The following is an 18,894-nucleotide window of genomic DNA, read 5'->3' as shown; positions in this document are numbered from 1 at the left end:
TTTTGGTTTGTGGATAAAATTCACGGAATCTCCCAAGGTTTGTGAATCTTTTAAGCAGTATTTAGCTTGATAAGGTACAATAGAGTAAGACAAAACGAATGAGGAGACTGTCATGAAGTTTTTACATACGTCAGATTGGCATGTGGGGCGAACCCTCAATGGCTGGTCTTTGTTGGAGGAGCAGGAGTGGGCCTTTCAACAGATAGTGGATTTGGCTATTTCTGAACAGGTGGATGGGGTCATCATTGCGGGAGACCTCTATGACCGTGCGGTGCCGCCTGTGGATGCCATTAAACTTTTTAATAAGACTTTAGCGCGTTTGGTCTTGGAGGAGCAGATTCCTGTCTATGCTATCAGTGGCAACCACGATGGTGCGGAACGTTTGCATTTTGGGCGTGACTTCTTTCAACCTCAGGGCTTTCATTTGAGCACACGTTTGGAGGAGGCTTTTGAGCCTATTGAGTTGGAGGCTTGCCAGATTTTCCTGCTTCCCTTTATCGATCCTATTGATGCCCGTATTTATTATAAGGACGATGAGAATAAGGAAATTCAGGGGATTGGTGATGCCTTGGCCTATATTCTCGAGGATATGGAAAAAGCTTTTGATCCTGACAAGGCCCATATTTTGGTGACGCATTTTGCAGTTTCTAAGAAGGATGATAGCGATGGTCAAAGTCTACGGGAATTGATGTTGTCTGAAACCAGCAATACGGTAGGTGGTCTTACCAATGTGACCAGTGACCTTTTCAAGGCTTTCGATTATGTGGCCTTAGGGCATATCCATACGCGTTTTGCCAGTCCGAGCCAGCGCGTGCAATATTCAGGCAGTCCGGTCGCCTTTAACGTCAAAGAAGCCAAGCGTAAGGAAGAAAAGGGTGTCTATATTCTTGAATTGGATGCAACTGGAGACTTGTCTCAGACCTTCCATCCTTTAGAGGTCAGACGGCCGATTGTGGCCTTGCAGGAGCCTTTTGAAACCTTGATGTTACCTGAATTTTATAAGGAGCAGCCTTGTCAAAAGGCTTGGTTTGCCTTTGATATTCAATTGTCCAGTCGTAAGGAATTAGAGGGAATCAATGTGCGTGCCCGTCTGGAAGAGATTTATGGGACAGACATTGTAGAAATCACTTTCAGTCGTTTGGGTGATGTCAGGGAAGAAAGCTTGACTGTAGATCAGCACTTAAAAGATTTGGAAATGCAGTCGCCTCAGGAAATTGTCTCTGATTTTTACCAGACAGTGACTGGGGGCGATGTCTTGTCTGAGAGACAAACTGCTCTTGTGGAAAGTATTTTTGAGGAGATTGGAAGGAGTGGACAATGAGACCAGTTCAGTTAGAATTGACCAATTTTGGACCTTATCGTAAGGAAGTCATCAATTTCACCCAGTTTGACCACGCTCCCCTCTTTTTGATTGGTGGGGACACGGGGGCTGGTAAGAGTACCCTCTTTGATGCCATGACGGTTGCCTTGTTTGCCACAACCAGTGGCGACCGCAATGTTGAGGAGATGCGGTCAACCTTCGCTGGTCCAGAGGATGACTTGACCAAGGTAACCTTTTATTTCCAACAAGGCAAGCATCTTTATCGCATTGAGCGAGTGCTCCAGCAGGAGAGAGCCAAGCGAGGTGGTGGCACGACCATGCAAAAGGCAACGGCTTCTCTAGTCATTGTGGATAAGATTGGTGGTCAGGAAATTGAAAAGCTTGGGGATAAGATCAAGGAAGTGAGTGACCAGATTGAGCAGATTTTGGGGCTCAATGCTGAGCAGTTCAAACAGATTATTCTCCTTCCGCAAAATGATTTTAGCCGTTTCTTGAAAGAAGATTCCAAGACCAAGACTCAGATTTTAAAGAAAATCTTTGGAACGGGTATTTTTGACCGTTTTCAAAAGAGCTTGGAAGAGCGTCTTCGTCAGAGCAATAAGGATATGGATAAGCGTCAAGCTCAGCTAGATGGCCATTTTGCTAGTCAGGTGTGGTCTGAGGAGGAATTAGCCGTCTTGGCCCAAACGCCAGCCTCTGAAAAATTGGCACGCCTTGAAGAGCTTTTGTCTCAGCGTCAAGAAAGTCTTACGGAGCAAAAAAGCATCTTGAAGGATGCCCATGAGGATTTGGTTAAACTGCAGAAGAGCTTGCAAACTGCCCAAGATTTGTCAAAGAGTTTCCAAGAATTGAAGCAAGCCAAGGAACGTTACCGTCTGGAAATTGAGGAAGGTGCTCAGGAACAGGCAGAGGCAAAAGCGCATCTGGAGGAATTGCAGTTTGCCCAAGGGTTGCAAGAAACTATTAGTAGCCTCAAACAATATCAGAAACAGTTGTTGCAATTAGAGCAAGATCTTGAAATCGCTCAGGAAGAATTGAGTGAAAAGCAGCAGGCTTTTGAGGGAGTTAAGGCTCAAAAAGAGGCACTCGCAGCTCAATCTAAGGACTCTCTTCAAAAAGAAGAGGAGCTTGAAACTTGGAAAGAGGATATTATCTATGCTCAGAGTCTCGTCCGAGAGCAGGAGAAAATCAAACATTCACGTACTAACTACAAGCAGTTGGAAGAAACCTATCAACAGGCGTCGAAAAAGATTGAGACTCTTAACAAGTCCTTGTCAGATTTGGAGGCCAATCGCCTAAGTTTAGATAGCTTGCATGAAGCCGAAAAACTCCTCCAGTCTGTGGGTTACAGTGTGGATAATCAACTGGCTCAGGACCTGAAAGAAATAGAGGACTTGAAGCAGGAGTTGGCCAAGACGGAAAAACGTCAACAAGGGTTATCTTTGGATATTGACCAAGCTCAAGAAAGTCTCAAGGAATTGGAAGACCAGTTAGCAACCACTTTAGCTTCACGTCGTCAACTTATGATTGCCCAGTTGCAGGCAGAATTAGAGGATGGACAGCCATGTATGGTTTGTGGTTCCATTGACCATCCTAAGGTCGATGGGACACAGGCGAATGAAGCGGCCTTGAAGGATCTCATGAATCAGGTGGAGGAACTTCAAGCTCAAAAAGAAAGGCAAGTAGCTACCTTGTCAAATCGTCAGGCTACCTTGAGCGAGGTTGAATCTAAACGTCAAGATTTGCTTGACCAAGTAGCTAAAGTCAAGTTAACTCTTGAAAAACACTATCTAGAACTCCAAGAGCAAGTTAAGGGACAATTTGATTTTGATTTTGCTGAGGACTATGAAGCAGACTGTGGACAAACCATACTCCGAAAGGTTGAACAGTATTATCAAGAGCTACACAAACGCTATGATAAGGAAGAGGCAGATCGTCTCCATTATCAAGATGAGTTAGCCAAGGTTCAGGAAAAATCGATAGATTTGGCTAAAGCCTATCAAGAGGCTAAGGCGGCGCTTGACCAAGCTAAGGAACGTCTTAAGGAGTTACAAGAAGCTCATCAAGAGCTTGAATCTGTTGAAGTTTATCAAGAACGTATTTCCCTAGCAAAGCAGGAGTTGGACCTCTACAATAAGCAAGTCAAGGAAAATAGTGAAGCCTACAACCAACTTCATGCCGACATTCAAGGAATCAGGGGGCAACTTGAGAGCTTAACCAAGTCTAAAGAAAATGCTAGCCAAGAAACTAAGCGTTTATCGGCTGAACTAGACCAAAGTCTTATGGCTGAAGGGGCCCTCACCAATGACCTAGAGCAAATCCAGCTTTGGCTTCTTGAGGTGAACAAGCAAGCGATTCCTGAGCTCCAGGCTCAATTGACAAGCTACCAAACTCTTAAACAAGAGTTGAAGGCGCAGATTGTCAAGGGGCAAGAGCTTATCAAAGACCAAGAAAAGCCGGACCTTGGCAATCTAACACAAGCAGTAGAGGCTAGTCAGGAGAGCTATGATAAGCAACTGGCTCAGGTTTCTGTCATGGAGCAGGGGCTTAAGGATGCGACGGCTACCTACCAAGCGGCCAAAACCCTTCAAGACAGTAATCAAGAGGCCTTTAAAGCTCACCAAGAACTCAGTGATTTGGTCAAGGTGGTTAAGGGAGAAAATACGGCTCTCACTGGGCGACTCAATCTTGAAGTCTATGTTATCCGTCAGTATTTCCAACAAATCTTGGACTATGCCAATGCTAACTACATCGGTCTCTTAACAGATAACCGCTATTCCTTTGTTCTGAGTGAAGAAGGGCGTAGGGCGCGTGATCACTTTGGTTTGGACATCAACGTCTATGACCAGCTGACAGGTAGCGAGCGTTCCGTCAAATCCTTGTCTGGAGGAGAAACCTTTATCGCTGCACTGGCTATTGCCCTATCCCTCTCAGAGGTGGTGCAAAATACCAGCAAGGGTGCTGTTGTTGAAGCTCTCTTCATCGACGAAGGTTTCGGGTCGCTAGACAAGGAAGCCCTCACCAAGGCTATCTCTGTCCTAGAACAAATCGGTGAAAATCGCATGGTCGGTGTCATCAGCCACGTGGACGACATGAAAGAAGGTATCGCTCAGCAACTAGCTATCATTAAGTCACATGATGGCAGTAGCCGTATTAAGATTGTGGATAAAGGGTAAGAGAAGTCAAGGGGTTAAGAACTCTCGTCAAAACGTTTTAATTATTCTAAGAGATAGTTTCTCATCGGGGCTATCTCTTTTTCTATCCGCTTATTTCAATCTTCCTAACTATCAGTTTTTTCTGAAAACAAAAGGAAATTTATTTGAAAAAAATTCCTCATAAAAAAGTTAATCTATTAGAAAATTAAGTGATACTATGTTATAATTTAATATGGTTAAGTCTCGATAAAATCAAGGAAAAAGTGTATAGAATGTGTTTACGATCTTTATATCTTGTGACCGTAAAATGCTTGTCAGATTCTTAGACTGTTCCTTGCTATCTTATGAAAGTTTGAGACAGGAAAATAAAAAATGTATTAGCTAGAAAAAATAAGAAATAAAAAATGACAGAAAAAATTTCCGTAATTATTCCCGTTTACAATGTAGAAAATCAACTCCAGACCTGTTTAGACAGTGTTTTGGGTCAGACCTATCAAAATCTTGAAATTATTCTCATCAATTATGGCTCAATAGATAATAGTGATGCCATTTGCCGTAGTTATGCTGCTAGGGATTCTCGTATCCTCTATTTTAAAAAGGATAATGGAGGGCTTTCAGATGCTCGCCATATTGGTATTCGTCAGGCTAAGGGAGCTTACGTCACCTACGTGGATGCTGAGGATTGGGTAGAGCCAACCTATCTAGAGGAGCTTTATAAGGCGCTTCAATCTCACAAGGCGGATATCGCAGTGGCCAATTACAGTGTATATAAGGAATCGGAAGATCTCTTTTATTTTTATATCAAGGATGAAGATTATTATGAGCAGGTTTATTCACCGGCTCAGATTATTGATGGTCTCTTTGAAGAAACCAATAACATTAACATCGCTCTGATTTCTGCAACAGGCAAACTCTACAAACGTTCTTTGTTTAATGACTTGCTTTTTCCAAAAGAGCATGCAGGGGAGGATGGCTTTTTCAACCTTAAAGCCTATCTCATGAGTGAGCGCACGGTATATCTCAACAAGGGACTTTATGTATATCGTGAGAGTCCAGAGATGCCATCAGCGACTTGGATGCAAGACTGGATGATGACCTTGGTTTATGCCATGGAAGAACGCTTGGCTATTGTTGCTAGTCATGGTTTCCCTCTGGAGAAATACATGGTCACCTACCGTCAGATGCTAGAGGCTTGCTTGAAAAATGTGGAGGAGCAAGGTCTCACGGATTCTGATGCCTACCGCTCCATTCAGGAGAAATTCCAGGTCTTGAGTTTAGCTCCTCAACGTTATGAGACTAAAAAGCGTGCTATTGTTCTTGCGGCTAACTATACTTATGTTGACCAAGTGCTTACGACCATCAAATCCATCGTTTTCCATCATCGCAACATTCGTTTTTACTTGATTAACGATGATTTCTCTCAAGAGTGGTTTAGAGGACTAAACCGTCATTTGGCTGCCTTTGGTAGTGAAGTGATTAACTGTCGTGTGGATAGTAGTCATATCAAGCAATACAAGACTAATAGCAACTATGCAAGCTATCTTCGCTATTTTGTGGCGGACTTTGTGTCTGAGGAACGGGCCCTTTATTTGGATAGTGACATGGTGGTTACAGGTTCTCTAGAAGATCTCTTTACCCTTGATTTACAAGGTCGCCCTTTGGCTGCTGTGCGTGATTATGCCATTCAGGTTCAAGACCGTCAGGCAATGTTTGATGCAGGTTTCATGGTGATTGATACAGCTTATTGGAAACAGTACAATATGAGACGCCACTTGATTGACATGACCAGCGAATGGCATGACAAGGTACCATTTGCCGAGCAGTCCATTCTAAATATGGTCTTCCGTAACAACTGGTTGCCTTTGTCTTTTGATAACAATTATGCGGTCACCAAGTCCAGTCTAGCTGGCTTCCATTTGCCAAATGGTCAAGATTATCCTAAAGTTCTGCATTATGCCTCACATCGTAAGCCTTGGTTGCCTTTAGCCTGCCAAGCCTATCGTGAGGTCTGGTGGTTCTATGCTCAAATGGATTGGTCAGGGGTCGCTGAGAATGCTGCTTTATTGCCACTTTCAGAGGATATGATTTATCCTAAGGGCCGTCCATTCACTTGTTTGGTCTACACCAACATTTCGGAAATCCCGCATTTGACGGATCTTATCTCGGCTCTTCCTAAGGTACAGTTTAAAATAGTCTCTCGCCAGCATGTGACGGATAAACTGGCCCAATTGATTACCTATCCAAATGTGACGGTTTACTCAGCCATTGCAGGTTTAAATGGGCTAGATTTGGAATTGGTACGAACAAGCGACTTGCTTTTGGATATCAATCCAGGAAGAAAGGTAGTAGAAATTCTTGATGCCTTTAGGTTTGAAAATAAACCAATTTTAGGGTTTGAGGACCTCAAGTCAACCAAGCATAACCAACAAACCTACTCAAGAGATCGTTGGAAAGAGATGGCTGAGACCATTCGTCAAATGCGTAAGAAGAGCCTGTAATCATTTGTTTGGATAAGTAGGCTGAAATGGCGTCTCTGTCTCGTTTCAATCGAAATAACATCAGCCTGTCTATGGGCAGGAAATAGGAGTAATAGTGAAAAAAATTAGTCAATCGATAATCACCAAACGTGTCTTATGGACCCTCTTTTTCCTCTTTATTTATTGTTTGGGAAATCAATTGGTTCTACCGTTTGTAGATTTGAAAAATGCAAATATCTTTGGGGGAACCATCGGTTCCTTGGCTTTCTCTAGTGCCATGATGGGTGGAAACCTCAGGTCCATGTCTCTTTTTTCAGTGGGCTTGTCGCCCTGGATGTCGGCCATGATTCTCTGGCAGATGTTTTCTTTCTCTAAGAAAATGGGTTTGAAAAATCTCCCTATTGAGATTCAGGACCGTAGACGCATGTATTTAGCCCTGGGGATTGCCATTGTTCAATCTTTGGCAGTATCCTTGAATTTACCTATCGTTTCAGGGGTTAATGCTAGTCTCGCTATTTTCATGAATACCATTTTATTGATTGCGGGGACCTTTTTCTTGGTTTGGTTATCAGACCTCAACTCCCTCTTTGGGATTGGGGGCTCCATTGTCATCTTGATGGCAAGTATGATGGCCAACCTGCCTTATCAAATCATGGATAGTATTGAAAAATTAGGTATTGGTTGGAATGTCTTGCTTCCTCTGATTCTGTTCAGTTTGGTATTCCTCTATGTTTCAGGGGTTGTGCAGAGGGCTAGATATCGTATCTCAATCAATAAAATCAATATTCATAACCGCTTCAAACAGTATTCTTACTTGGATATTATGTTGAATCCAGCCGGAGGGATGCCTTTCATGTATGCCATGTCCCTAGTCAGCATTCCGCAGTACGTCTTTATGCTGATTCAATTTATCCATCCTGAAAACAAGTGGACCAGTGGTGCTATCAAGGCCTTGACGGTCGGTCAACCTCTTTGGTTGGTTGTTTATCTGGTCATGCTCTTCGTTCTAGGGTTAGCTTTTGCCTTTGTTAATGTCTCTGGTGAGCAAATCTCTGAGCGTATGCGCAAGTCAGGTGAGTACATTTATGGCGTTTATCCAGGCCAAGAAACCAGTGCCTATATCAACCATTTGGTGCTTAGACTTGGTTTCATCGGTGCCCTTTACATGCTCTTTATGGCGGGTGCTCCAATGCTGATTATCTTAGTTAATCCAGATTACCTGCAACTGAGTATGATTCCTGGGACTTTCTTGATTTTTAGCGGTATGATTTACAATGTTAACGAGGAAATGAAAGCCTTGAAGCTTAACACTTCCTACACCCCACTTTTTGAAAATGTATAAACTCTCACCCCTCGTGGGGTTGAGAGGCAGGCTGGTGATGCGTGATCGGTCTGCCCCTCAATCTCAAGTATTGTGATGAAAAGACAATGAAGGAGAACTCATGTATTATTTTATTCCAGCTTGGTATGGACAGACGGACGAATTTTGGAAGACGGTCATTGATCCTTGGTACCGTATCCGCCAAAAAATCGAATTTGATGACAGCTTGCACCAAGTTCGTATTTTTCAGGATGAGGATTTAGCTCCTCAGCTTTTGCTTTTGGCCTACCAACCGCATTTGCGTTATTTCCTACATCGTCATGATGTCTTGGAAGTTGGTTATACGGCTATTTTTGACTTGATTCAGGGTATCACTGATGAAGAAATGAAAAACCTTCAGGTGACAGATTTGGAATGGCCAGAAGGCTCTACCTTTGTTCACACACCATTTGCTATCGTGGTGCAATGCCAACACAAGCGTTATGCCGAGATTGAGTTCGGTTCAGAAGGCTTTATTGGCATGATTCGCTACTATAAGGATGAGCAAATCATTCGCGAAGACATCTATGATGACCGCGGTTTTATTTCAAGTAGTCTTTATTATGAAGACGGACAACCAAGCTATCGAAACTACCTCAATGCCAAGGGAGTTTGGCAGCTTTGTCATTTCTTTGATGGTCGTGGGATTGTAGCCAACCCTCGTACGGAAGGTCGTTTTAATAAGAGTTACTATGGTGACCTTTCAGAAGTTATCTGGGAATTTTTGACTAAATTCTTGGAAGAAAAGGTAGAAGCGGATGACCGCTTTGTTATCGCCTCAGATTTACGCCATAACAAACACCTCTTTGACCACTTGCCAGCAGCCAACACTAAGATTTTGACTTGGTTCGCAGAACGTAATCAGGACGATAGTATTGACACCTATGCAGCCTTTCTGCCACAAGTGGACTTGTTGATTGCTGACCGTTACGATTACTTAGAACAACTTCAGGTTGCCTATCCAGAAGAGGCTAAGAAACTCAAACACATGGCTTCCTTCGATACCCGCTTGGCTTTGGGAACCAGTCAACGTGTCAAAGAATCTAAGATCTTTTATCAGGTTGACTTTGACCAATTGGATTTAGAGGCGGTTTATCAGGTCTTGGCTTTTGTGGCTAAGTATCCTAAGACACAGGTTGAGTTTGGGGCTTTTAATGCCAATCCAGAGCAACTTGCTAGCCTGCAAAATCAAGTGGAAAGAATGATTGAAGAACGATTGAGTCCAGAAGTCTTTGAAGAGGTTGTCGAAAGTAGTGGTGCAGAAAATAAATTGGAAGAAAATAATGAAATCGTAAGCCGATTTTCTTTCCAAGACCTGCGTGACGAGACTGCCCTTATTAAGGCCCTTCAGTTTACACGACTCATTGTCGACTTGAGCAAGGAGCCTAATCGTTATACACAAATTGCAGGGATTAGTGCTGGTATTCCACAAATTAACCGTGTGGCATCTGAGTATGTGACCCACCAAGAAAATGGTTATATCTTGAAGCACTTGTCCGATTTTGAAAAAGGGGCTTACTACTATTTGGGACAGTTGAACAACTGGAACCGTTCCCTTATCTACTCAATTGAGAAAATCAAGGAAAACACAGGAGACCGTTTGGTACAAAAATGGGAAAATTGGTTGAAGGAGGAGCAGAATGACCAAGGATAATCGCCTGAAAATACTACAAGTTGGACCATCCAACTGGTCAGAAATTCAGGAAATTCCTGAAAATATGAAATGGTATTATTGCAATCTTGGTCAGCTTGAGACCTTGCAAGAAACCATCGAAGAAGACGAAATCAAGACTTTCACAGCTGTCATTGTGGACAGTCTTGCAGGTCTTGAGGAATTGATGGCTATTAAAGAGCATTTGATTCCTCACACTATTTTCTTTGATCAAACGATTGAAGTGTCAGATGAGATTCTAGCTCAGTTCATCAAGGAAATGTGTGCTGTGCCGACTGATTTTTCAAATCAAGGACAGTTGCTCTTTACCCTTTCAAAAGCACTCTTTTCAGGGCAATACGGGGATAAGATGTTTCCGTTCACGACCCAGGTTAACCCCAATTTTACTGGCCAAGTGACCTACCATGGTTATGAAAATGTCATTTTAAATGGTGATTATGGTCAAGATTTCAGCCCTGTCTTGGACTGGACCTATAATGTCAGAGCCAGCAAGGAAAATCCTATCGAGCTTTGGTTGGAGTTTGAAAAAGAGGAGACTTGTGAGTGTCGCTTGATTCTTAATCTTTTGCCAGAAGGATCGGTCGCAGGTATTTTCAAGACCTATATCGTTTCAGAAGAAGAAATGCGCAAGGGAGCTATCGTCCTCGATGAGGACACGACCTTCCTCCTGTCTGCTAGTCTTGAGATGAAAGGCCAAGGTCAGATTACAATTGGTGGGCTTCACCAACGTTTGACCCGTTTCCAATTCGGGAAATTTGTACTTGGTGGTGGAATTCTCCACGATAGCAAGCGTCAGGAAATCAACTATTTCTTTTATCCTGGTGACTTCAAACCACCTTTGTCAGTTTACTTCTCAGGTTTCCGTCCTGCCGAAGGTTTCGAAGGTTTCGGAATGATGAAGGGGATGGGAACGCCATTCTTGCTCTTTTCGGACCCTCGTCTCCAAGGGGGAGCCTTCTATATGGGAACTGAAGAACTTGAAAATAGCATCAAAGACACCATCCAACATTACTTGGACTATCTAGGCTTTGACAATAGTCAGCTCATTCTCTCAGGAATGTCCATGGGAACCTTTCCATCTATGTACTACGGTGCGGACTTTGAGCCTCATGCCATCATTATGTCTAAGCCTCTAGCCAATGTTGGTACTATCGGTAATCGTGCCAGACTCTTGGCGCCAGAGGTTTTCCCAACAGGAATTGATGTCTTGCATTTGCAGACAGGACGGTTGGATAATGAAGGTGTCGAGGCCCTTAATCAGAAGTTCTGGGATAAATTTGAAAAAGCAGACTTCTCAAATACAACTTTTGGTCTTTCCTACATGAAAGACGAGGATATGGATCCGACGGCCTACGAGGACATTACCAAGTCTCTCTATTACTCAGGGGCTAAGATTCTCAGCAAGGGAACGTCAGGTCGACACAACGATGATTCTTATACGGCGACAACTTGGTTTGTTAATTTTTACCGTATGATTTTAGAAAATGATTTTGGAAGGAAGGAGTAAGAATGTTCAGAAACAAGAAATCAGAAATCTTGTGGGGCTTAAACCACAAAGCCTACATGTATGGCTCAAAAATTGTTAAACGCCAAGATGGTTCTGTGCAATTTTACAATCCTTTGGTGCCATCAGGAACGGAAATCCAGTCTTGGGTGGCTATCCAAAACTATCAAGCTGGTCGTACTCAGCCTGCCCTCCCACTTTTGAAAAAGGGGCACAGTTATGATTTGACGGCCAATCTCGAAGCTGTCCCAACAGGCTCAGTCTTTTTGAAAGTCAGCTTTTTGGACCGTTATGACAATGAAATCAAACAGCTGATTGAAAAGAGTACCCAGATGACCTTCGTATACCCTCACGAGGCCTATACCTACCGTATTTCCCTCTTGAGTGCTGGGGTCAAAGAGCTAGATTTCTACAACTTAAAACTGGAAGAAACAGGAGAAGAACATGTTTAAACAACTGAATCCTATTCTCCCTGTTAAGGAGATACTCAAGGAAATTAACGGCCTAGCCGATGAAATGGCAGGTTTGAGCAACCTTGAGTTGAAAAATAAAACGCAGGAATTTAAGGAGCGTTTGGCTCAAGGAGAAAGCTTGGACGACCTCCTGCCTGAAGCCTTTGCGGTTGTTCGTGAAGCGGATAAGCGTGTGCTAGGCATGTTCCCTTATGATGTTCAGGTCATGGGAGGCATTGTCATGCACCAAGGCCATATCGCCGAGATGAATACCGGTGAGGGTAAGACTTTGACGGCTACCATGCCAGTTTACCTTAATGCCTTGTCAGGTGAAGGGGCTATCCTGGTTACGACCAATGAATACTTGGCTATCCGTGACGCCGAGGAAATGGGTCAGGTCTACGAGTTCCTAGGTTTGACGATTGGTGTTCCCTGTGTGGAAGGCAGCAATGAGATGGAACCGGCAGAAAAGCGTGCTATCTATCAATCAGACATCGTTTACACGACCAATTCTAGCTTAGGCTTTGACTATTTGATTGATAACCTTGCTTCTAACCAAGACGGAAAATACATGCGTCCCTTTAACTATGCTATTGTCGATGAGGTGGATTCTGTCCTCCTTGACAGTGCACAGACGCCTTTGATTATCTCTGGTGCACCCCGTGTTCAGTCTAACTACTATGGGATGATGGATACGCTTATGACCACCTTGGTTGAGGGTGAGGACTATATCTTCAAAGAGGAAAAAGGTGAAGTCTGGTTGACTACTAAAGGGGCTAAGGCTGCTGAAAATTACCTTGGTATCGGCAACCTCTACGATGAGGGAAATAGCACTTTTGCCCGTCACCTGCTCTTTTCTCTTCGTGCCCACTTGCTCTATAAAAAGGACAAGGATTATATCATTCGTGATGGCAAGAAGGGACCTGAAGTGGTACTTCTTGATAAATCGACAGGTCGTCTCTTGGAATTGACTAAGCTCCAAGGTGGCCTCCACCAAGCCATCGAAGCCAAGGAATTAGTGGCCTTGTCACAAGAAACCAGAGCCATGGCTTCAATCACCTACCAAAGTCTCTTTAAAAAATTCAAGAAAATTTCAGGGATGACTGGTACTGGTAAGGTTGCGGAAAAAGAATTTCTCGATACCTACGGTATGAAGGTTATTCAAATCCCAACCAACCGTAAGAAACAACGTATCGATTACCCAGATAAGATTTATGCGACCCTACCAGAGAAGGTCTTTGCCTCTTTAGAGTATGTTAAACATTATCATGAAAAAGGCAATCCAATCTTGATTTTCGTTGGTTCGGTGGAAATGTCAGAGCTTTATTCTTCTTTGCTTTTGCGTGAAGGGATTGCTCATAACCTCCTAAATGCCAATAATGCACCCCGTGAGGCTGAGATGATTGCTGAGTCTGGACAAATGGGTGCCGTGACTGTTGCGACGTCAATGGCTGGACGTGGAACAGATATCAAGCTCGGTAAGGGTGTGGCTGAACTCGGTGGTTTGGTCGTTATCGGTACCGAACGTATGGAAAGTCAGCGTATTGACCTGCAAATCCGTGGCCGTTCTGGACGTCAGGGTGACCCTGGTATGTCTAAATTCTTCGTCTCACTTGAAGATGATGTGATTAAAAAATACGGTCCATCTTGGGTTCACCGTACTTACAAAGAATACGCCATTAGTGATCACATCGAGCCTAAAGAATTGACAGGCCGTAAGTATCGTAAATTGGTTGAAAAAGCCCAAGAAGCCAGTGAAAGTTCTGGTCGTACCTCACGTCGCCAAACCCTTGAATTTGCAGAAAGTATGAACATCCAACGTGAGATGATCTATGCGCAACGTGACCGCCTCATCTATCACAATCAAGGCTTGGACACTGTTATCGACGAGGTTCTTGATGACTTTATCGACCAGGCTATGGCTGAGGAAGATTTCTCAAAAGCGGAAAATCTTTACCACTTTATCTTGCGTAATATCAGCTTCCGCATCAATGAAATCCCTAAGGATTTGGACCTCAACAATCGTGAGCAAGTCTTGGAACTCATCTACCAGTTTGCCTATCGTGAACTTGATGCTAAAAAGCAAGAGTTGAAAACCAAGGAACTAAACGAGTATTTCCAACGCCTATCCATGCTTAAGGCTGTGGATGACAACTGGGTGGAGCAGGTAGACTATCTGCAACAACTTCAAATGGCTATTGGTAGCCAACAACTCAGTCAAAAGAACCCGATTGTTGAATACTACCAAGAGGCTTACAAGGGCTTTGAAGCCATGAAACGTCAAATCAGAAAGGATATGGTTCGTAATCTTCTCCTTAGTCAGGTGCAAGTCACTAAAAAAGGAGATATCATCAGCCATTTCCCATAAAATAAGGAAATTATGACAGTATATAACATTAATTTAGGCATAGGTTGGGCCAGCAGTGGTGTCGAATATGCCCAGGCCTACCGTGCCAAGATTTTCAGGGAAATGGGACAAGAGGCAAAATTTGTCTTTATGGATCTCATCCTTGGAGATAATATCGAGCATATGACTAGCAAGATTGGTTTTGCAGACGACGAAATCATCTGGCTCCATAGCTATTTTACAGATGTTAAGATAGCACCATCGAGCATTAGCCTAGCGGAAATCGAGGCCATCTTACCTGCCAATCCTGAGCGCAAGGAAGTAGCTGGCTGCCTCATTCGTTACCATTACCCACAAGATGATATGGTGGTGGCATGTAACCTTCGTGCGATGGACGAAGATGCTGTGGAAACCGTGAGCTACTTTGTCAATGACAAACTCTTGCGCAAGGACTTTTACTCTTACACTCGTTATTGTAGTGAGTATTCTGCGCCTAAGGACAATCAAGCTAAGGTTTACCAACGTCGTTTTTATAACGAAGATGGGTCTACAGCCTATGACATGATTGTAGGAGACAATAATCAGGATATCTATCGTTTCCCAGATCAGGTTCTCTATGGTAAGCAAGAATTTCTTCGCTATTTCTTCAAACGTCTGGCCCTAACCAAGGATGATGTGGTCATTTTGGACCGTGAAACAGGTATTGGTCAGTTGGTCTTTGAAGAAGCACAGGCTGCTCGCCTAGGTGTCGTTGTTCACGCTGAGCATTTTAGTGTCAATCAAACTGATGACAACTACATTCTCTGGAATAACTATTACGAGTACCAATTTACCAATGCGGACAAGGTTGATTTCTTTATCGTGGCGACTGATCGTCAGAAGGAAATCTTACAGGAACAATTCCGTCGCTACACCAACCATAATCCAAAGATTTACACCATTCCGGTTGGAAGTTTGCCTGAATTGGTTGGACAAGACAAGCCACGTAAGCCATTCTCAATGATTACGGCCTCACGTTTGGCTCAGGAAAAACACATTGACTGGTTGGTGCGTGCGGTGATTGAGGTTCATAAGACTCTGCCTGATATCACTTTTGATATCTACGGTAGTGGTAGCATGGATGCCAAGTTGCGTGAGATTATTGTCGAAGCTCAAGCTGGCGACTATATCCGACTCATGGGCCACGCTGATTTAACTGACATTTATAGCCAGTACGAGGTCTATCTGACAGCTTCAACCAGCGAAGGCTTTGGACTTACTCTTATGGAGGCGGTTGGCTCAGGTCTTCCGATGATTGGGTTTGACGTTCCTTATGGTAATCAAACCTTTATCCAAGATGGGGCCAACGGTTATCTCCTCCCCGTCGCTGAAAATCATGTTGTAGATGTTATCACCAAGTCTTATAAGGATGCCATTGTCCGTCTCTATGAAGAAGGTAAAATCGAGGCCATGCGCCAAAAATCTTATGACCTTGCCAAAGGCTTCTTGACTAGCCAAGTCAAGGCAGCTTGGAAACAGTTACTTGAGGAGGTACGCTCATGATATTCTTATGTGATTACTACAATCAAGCCAGTAAGGATTTGGCTTACTCTCTTCAGGCAGCAGGCTACGATGCCACAACAGTTGTCATCAATCCAGATGGATTCCTCCCTCAAGGAGCTCTCTCTCCTTTCACCTACTATGTGGAAGCGGAAGAGGAAACTGGCAAACCACGCTTTTTCAACCAAGTTCCTGTGCCAGCCTTTTGGGAAATTTCAGGGAACAATCAGATGGCGCGTGTGTCTAACCTCACTGAAGAACGTGCTCGCATCACCTTCCCTGAAGGTAGCAAGGCTCGTATCGTCAAAAGTGTCGAATGGTTGGACAAGTCAGGTAAAATTCGTCAAGTGGACCACTATAACAAGTACGGTTTCTGCTTTGCCAAGACCACTCATGATGAGAATGGTCAGGCACTCTTTACCAGCTACCAAACCAAAGAAGGCGACGAACGTATCTTGGAAAATCATCTCACCGGTGATATTCTCTTGACCTTACCAGGACAAGCCCTTCGTCGTTTTGCCAACCGTACCGAATTTATCAAAGCCTTTCTAGCTCAGGTCTTTGGTGATATCGACCACATTATCTTTAATAGCTTGGCGACACCTTTCATCGTCTCATGGACTATGGAAAATCAAGGTGCCACTGATGTCCTTGTCTGGCAAGAGCCGTTGGGTGATGTCCTTCCAGGTAATATGAATGGTATCTTGGAAGATAATTCAGCCAGAGCCAATGCCATCATCATTCCTGATAAGGCGACTTATGAAAAGGCCTTGACCTTGGCGCCAGAGGACAAGCATCATAAAATCTTGTCTCTTGGCTATGCCTATGACTTCAAGGAAAATCATGGTAAACCTCGTAATGCCTTTATCGCAACCAATTCAGACCAAATTGAGCGTTTGGAAGTCTTGGTTGAGTCACTCCCAGATGTGACTTTCCAGATTGCAGCAGTCACTGAGATGTCCCCAAGATTGCTTTCAATGATGCGTTATTCAAACGTTGTGCTCCATCCAAATGCTAGTCACAAGCAGTTGGACAAGCTCTATCAAGAGTCTGACCTCTACTTGGACATTAACCATCATAATGAATTGTATAAGGCGACACGGACTGCCTTTGAACACCAATTGTTGATTTTGGCCTTTTCAGAAACAGCTCATGGACCTGTCTATACAGCACCAGAGCATATCTATGCTAGTCAGAACTATCCAGCCATGGTTGCTAAGATTAAGCAGGTCCTAGGCAATGACCAAGCCATGCAAGAGGCCATGCAAGCTCAAAAAGCTCAAGCCAACACTTTGACTGCCTCTGAGTTGGCCGACCGTTTACAACCACTTTTAGGAGGAAATCATGTCTAAAAAAGATTTATTCTACGGTGACGTTGAAGGCCGTATGGAAGAACTCAAGCAAAAGCCTATCACAAAAGAAAAAGAAACCAGAGGAGAGAAGATTAACAAGAGCTTTTCAATCATGCTCGGACTTGTTATCATCATCGGTTTGATCTTCACCCTTATTGGTTTGTTGAGGTAGTCTTATGATGTTAGTATTTATGGTTCTAGCAGTGATTCTTTCGGTTGCCCTTATCGTCCTAGTGACCATCCAACCGCGTCAAACGCAGATTTTTTCAACGGATGCCACGAGTAATATCGGTAAACCAAGTTATTGGGCTAGCCAACCGATTCGAAAAATGTTGACCTTGGCTATCAGCATAGCCCTCTTTATCCTCTTACTTATTTTTATGATTGTTTCTTATAAGTAAGTAGAGGACTTCCTACCATATAATAGAAAGAAGTATGTATGCGTGTACATTTTACGAATTTATTTGGGCAGTCCCCACGTAGTGTGGCCTTGATTGCCCAAAATGATACCATGAAGATTGCCAAGGAGCTTGGTGCCAATGAATTAGCAATCTATTTCTACGATAATAGCCAGGAGTCAAGTGGTGAATTAAATTCCCGCCTTGATGGTATTGTGGCAGGAGTGAGCTATGGCGATATTGTCTTCTTCCAGTCGCCGTCGTGGAATAGTGTCGCTTGGGACACTAGCCTCATTCATAAATTTAGGGCAGTGCAAACCAAACTTGTGATGTTCATCCATGATGTTCCACCTATAATGTTTCCTAGTAATTATTTCCTCATGCCTAACTACATTGAGATGTACAATCTTTGTGATGTCGTCGTTGTTCCATCAGAACAAATGCGTGATCGACTCATTGAGGAAGGGTTAACGGTCAAAAAGATTATTATCCAGGAACTTTGGGATTTGCCTCATAACCTTGACTTGCACAAACCAAGCTTCCAAAAGAAGCTCATCTTTGCTGGTAATCCAACTCGTTTCCCCCACATTCTCAACTGGCAGCAGGAGACACCTCTTCATGTCTATGCGGAAAAAGAAGAAGACAAGGATTATTCCAGAATTCAACTTGAAGGCTGGCGTAATAAACAGGAGCTCTTGTTTGACCTTTCTAAAGGAGGTTTTGGTCTTGTCTGGGGGAATTCAGAAAAATCTGAAGATGAGCTTGATTACTATAAGTTGAATATTTCCTATAAACTCTCTACCTATTTAGCTGCAGGCTTGCCAGTTGTGGTGCCTGACTATCTTTCAAATGCTGACTATGTCAGAGAACATGGCCTAGGCTTTGTCGTTTCGAGTCTGGAAGAAGCAGACCGTTGTGTACAAGAATGTACAGAAGAGCAGTATGCCCAGATGGTTGCTAACGCACAATACACTGCCTACCTCATTAGCAATGGTTATTTCATCAAGAAGCTTTTTATTGCTGCTATAATGGCCCTTGGTTAATAGTCTAAAAAGAATTATCGGAAGGTAATTCTTTTTTTGTAGACTTTTGAGCATATAAATTGACTTTTTATAAATTATTCAAATCGTTTTCACTTTAGACTTAAGGATTTAAGGAAGAGCTGTCTCTAATTAGGATTAATGTTAAAAAATAGCCAATAATAGCTTAACAGATGTAAAGAATTCGCCTAAAATAATTGATTGTAATTGTGTGACAATTTATCAAAAATGGAATTGTTGGATAATTTTAAATCCCAGAATTTTCAGCTTAAAAATG

Annotated in this window: 13 protein-coding genes; all 13 read left to right on the top strand. The window is 43.2% G+C overall.

The genetic code is table 11. The features are described 5' to 3' along the window. Positions 1 to 112: 112 nt before the first annotated feature. Positions 113 to 1,321 (top strand): exonuclease SbcCD subunit D, encoded by a 1,209-nt coding sequence (locus SSAL8618_RS07230; protein ID WP_038676460.1) that lies wholly within the window; start codon positions 113 to 115, stop codon positions 1,319 to 1,321. Beyond that, a complete protein-coding gene (locus SSAL8618_RS07225) occupies positions 1,318 to 4,497 on the top strand; it encodes an SbcC/MukB-like Walker B domain-containing protein (RefSeq protein ID WP_038676458.1) in 3,180 nt (1,059 codons plus the stop codon). The genes SSAL8618_RS07230 and SSAL8618_RS07225 overlap by 4 nt, the downstream gene beginning before the upstream one ends. A 383-nt stretch (positions 4,498 to 4,880) precedes the next feature. Then, positions 4,881 to 6,974 carry a glycosyltransferase gene (locus tag SSAL8618_RS07220; protein ID WP_038676456.1) on the top strand — a complete coding sequence of 698 codons (2,094 nt, stop codon included), beginning with the start codon at positions 4,881 to 4,883 and terminating at the stop codon, positions 6,972 to 6,974. A gap of 94 nt (positions 6,975 to 7,068) precedes the next feature. After that, entirely contained in the window at positions 7,069 to 8,295 is a 1,227-nt protein-coding gene (secY2, locus tag SSAL8618_RS07215; RefSeq protein WP_022496484.1) for an accessory Sec system protein translocase subunit SecY2, read from the top strand. 100 nt (positions 8,296 to 8,395) lie between these two features. Continuing rightward, on the top strand, positions 8,396 to 9,967 hold the full coding sequence (gene asp1, locus SSAL8618_RS07210; protein WP_038676453.1) for an accessory Sec system protein Asp1: 1,572 nt from the start codon (positions 8,396 to 8,398) through the stop codon (positions 9,965 to 9,967). Further along, positions 9,954 to 11,492, top strand: coding sequence for an accessory Sec system protein Asp2 (asp2, locus tag SSAL8618_RS07205; RefSeq protein ID WP_038676452.1), 1,539 nt, complete (start codon positions 9,954 to 9,956; stop codon positions 11,490 to 11,492). The genes asp1 and asp2 overlap by 14 nt, the downstream gene beginning before the upstream one ends. Before the next feature lie 2 nt (positions 11,493 to 11,494). Next, positions 11,495 to 11,941 carry an accessory Sec system protein Asp3 gene (asp3, locus tag SSAL8618_RS07200; protein ID WP_014634783.1) on the top strand — a complete coding sequence of 149 codons (447 nt, stop codon included), beginning with the start codon at positions 11,495 to 11,497 and terminating at the stop codon, positions 11,939 to 11,941. After that, on the top strand, positions 11,934 to 14,309 hold the full coding sequence (gene secA2, locus SSAL8618_RS07195; RefSeq protein WP_038676449.1) for an accessory Sec system translocase SecA2: 2,376 nt from the start codon (positions 11,934 to 11,936) through the stop codon (positions 14,307 to 14,309). Before asp3 ends, secA2 begins: the two co-directional genes overlap by 8 nt. Before the next feature lie 12 nt (positions 14,310 to 14,321). Continuing rightward, positions 14,322 to 15,830, top strand: a complete 1,509-nt coding sequence (gene gtfA / locus SSAL8618_RS07190; RefSeq protein ID WP_038676446.1) for an accessory Sec system glycosyltransferase GtfA — start codon at positions 14,322 to 14,324, stop codon at positions 15,828 to 15,830. Continuing rightward, complete coding sequence (gene gtfB / locus SSAL8618_RS07185; protein ID WP_038676444.1) at positions 15,827 to 17,179, top strand: accessory Sec system glycosylation chaperone GtfB; 1,353 nt, start codon at positions 15,827 to 15,829, stop codon at positions 17,177 to 17,179. Before gtfA ends, gtfB begins: the two co-directional genes overlap by 4 nt. Further along, positions 17,172 to 17,351: an accessory Sec system protein Asp4 gene (gene asp4, locus SSAL8618_RS07180; RefSeq protein WP_002883547.1), complete on the top strand. Its 180-nt coding sequence runs from the start codon at positions 17,172 to 17,174 to the stop codon at positions 17,349 to 17,351. Before gtfB ends, asp4 begins: the two co-directional genes overlap by 8 nt. A gap of 4 nt (positions 17,352 to 17,355) precedes the next feature. Beyond that, entirely contained in the window at positions 17,356 to 17,580 is a 225-nt protein-coding gene (gene asp5 / locus SSAL8618_RS07175) for an accessory Sec system protein Asp5 (RefSeq protein ID WP_002883546.1), read from the top strand. A gap of 38 nt (positions 17,581 to 17,618) precedes the next feature. After that, positions 17,619 to 18,620 (top strand): sugar transferase, encoded by a 1,002-nt coding sequence (locus SSAL8618_RS07170; RefSeq protein WP_038676442.1) that lies wholly within the window; start codon positions 17,619 to 17,621, stop codon positions 18,618 to 18,620. Positions 18,621 to 18,894 lie beyond the last annotated feature (274 nt).

Source organism: Streptococcus salivarius (assembly GCF_000785515.1).
GTDB lineage: Bacteria > Bacillota > Bacilli > Lactobacillales > Streptococcaceae > Streptococcus > Streptococcus salivarius.
The sequence above is the reverse complement of the archived record's forward strand: the minus strand, read 5'-3'. Positions and strand labels throughout refer to the sequence as shown.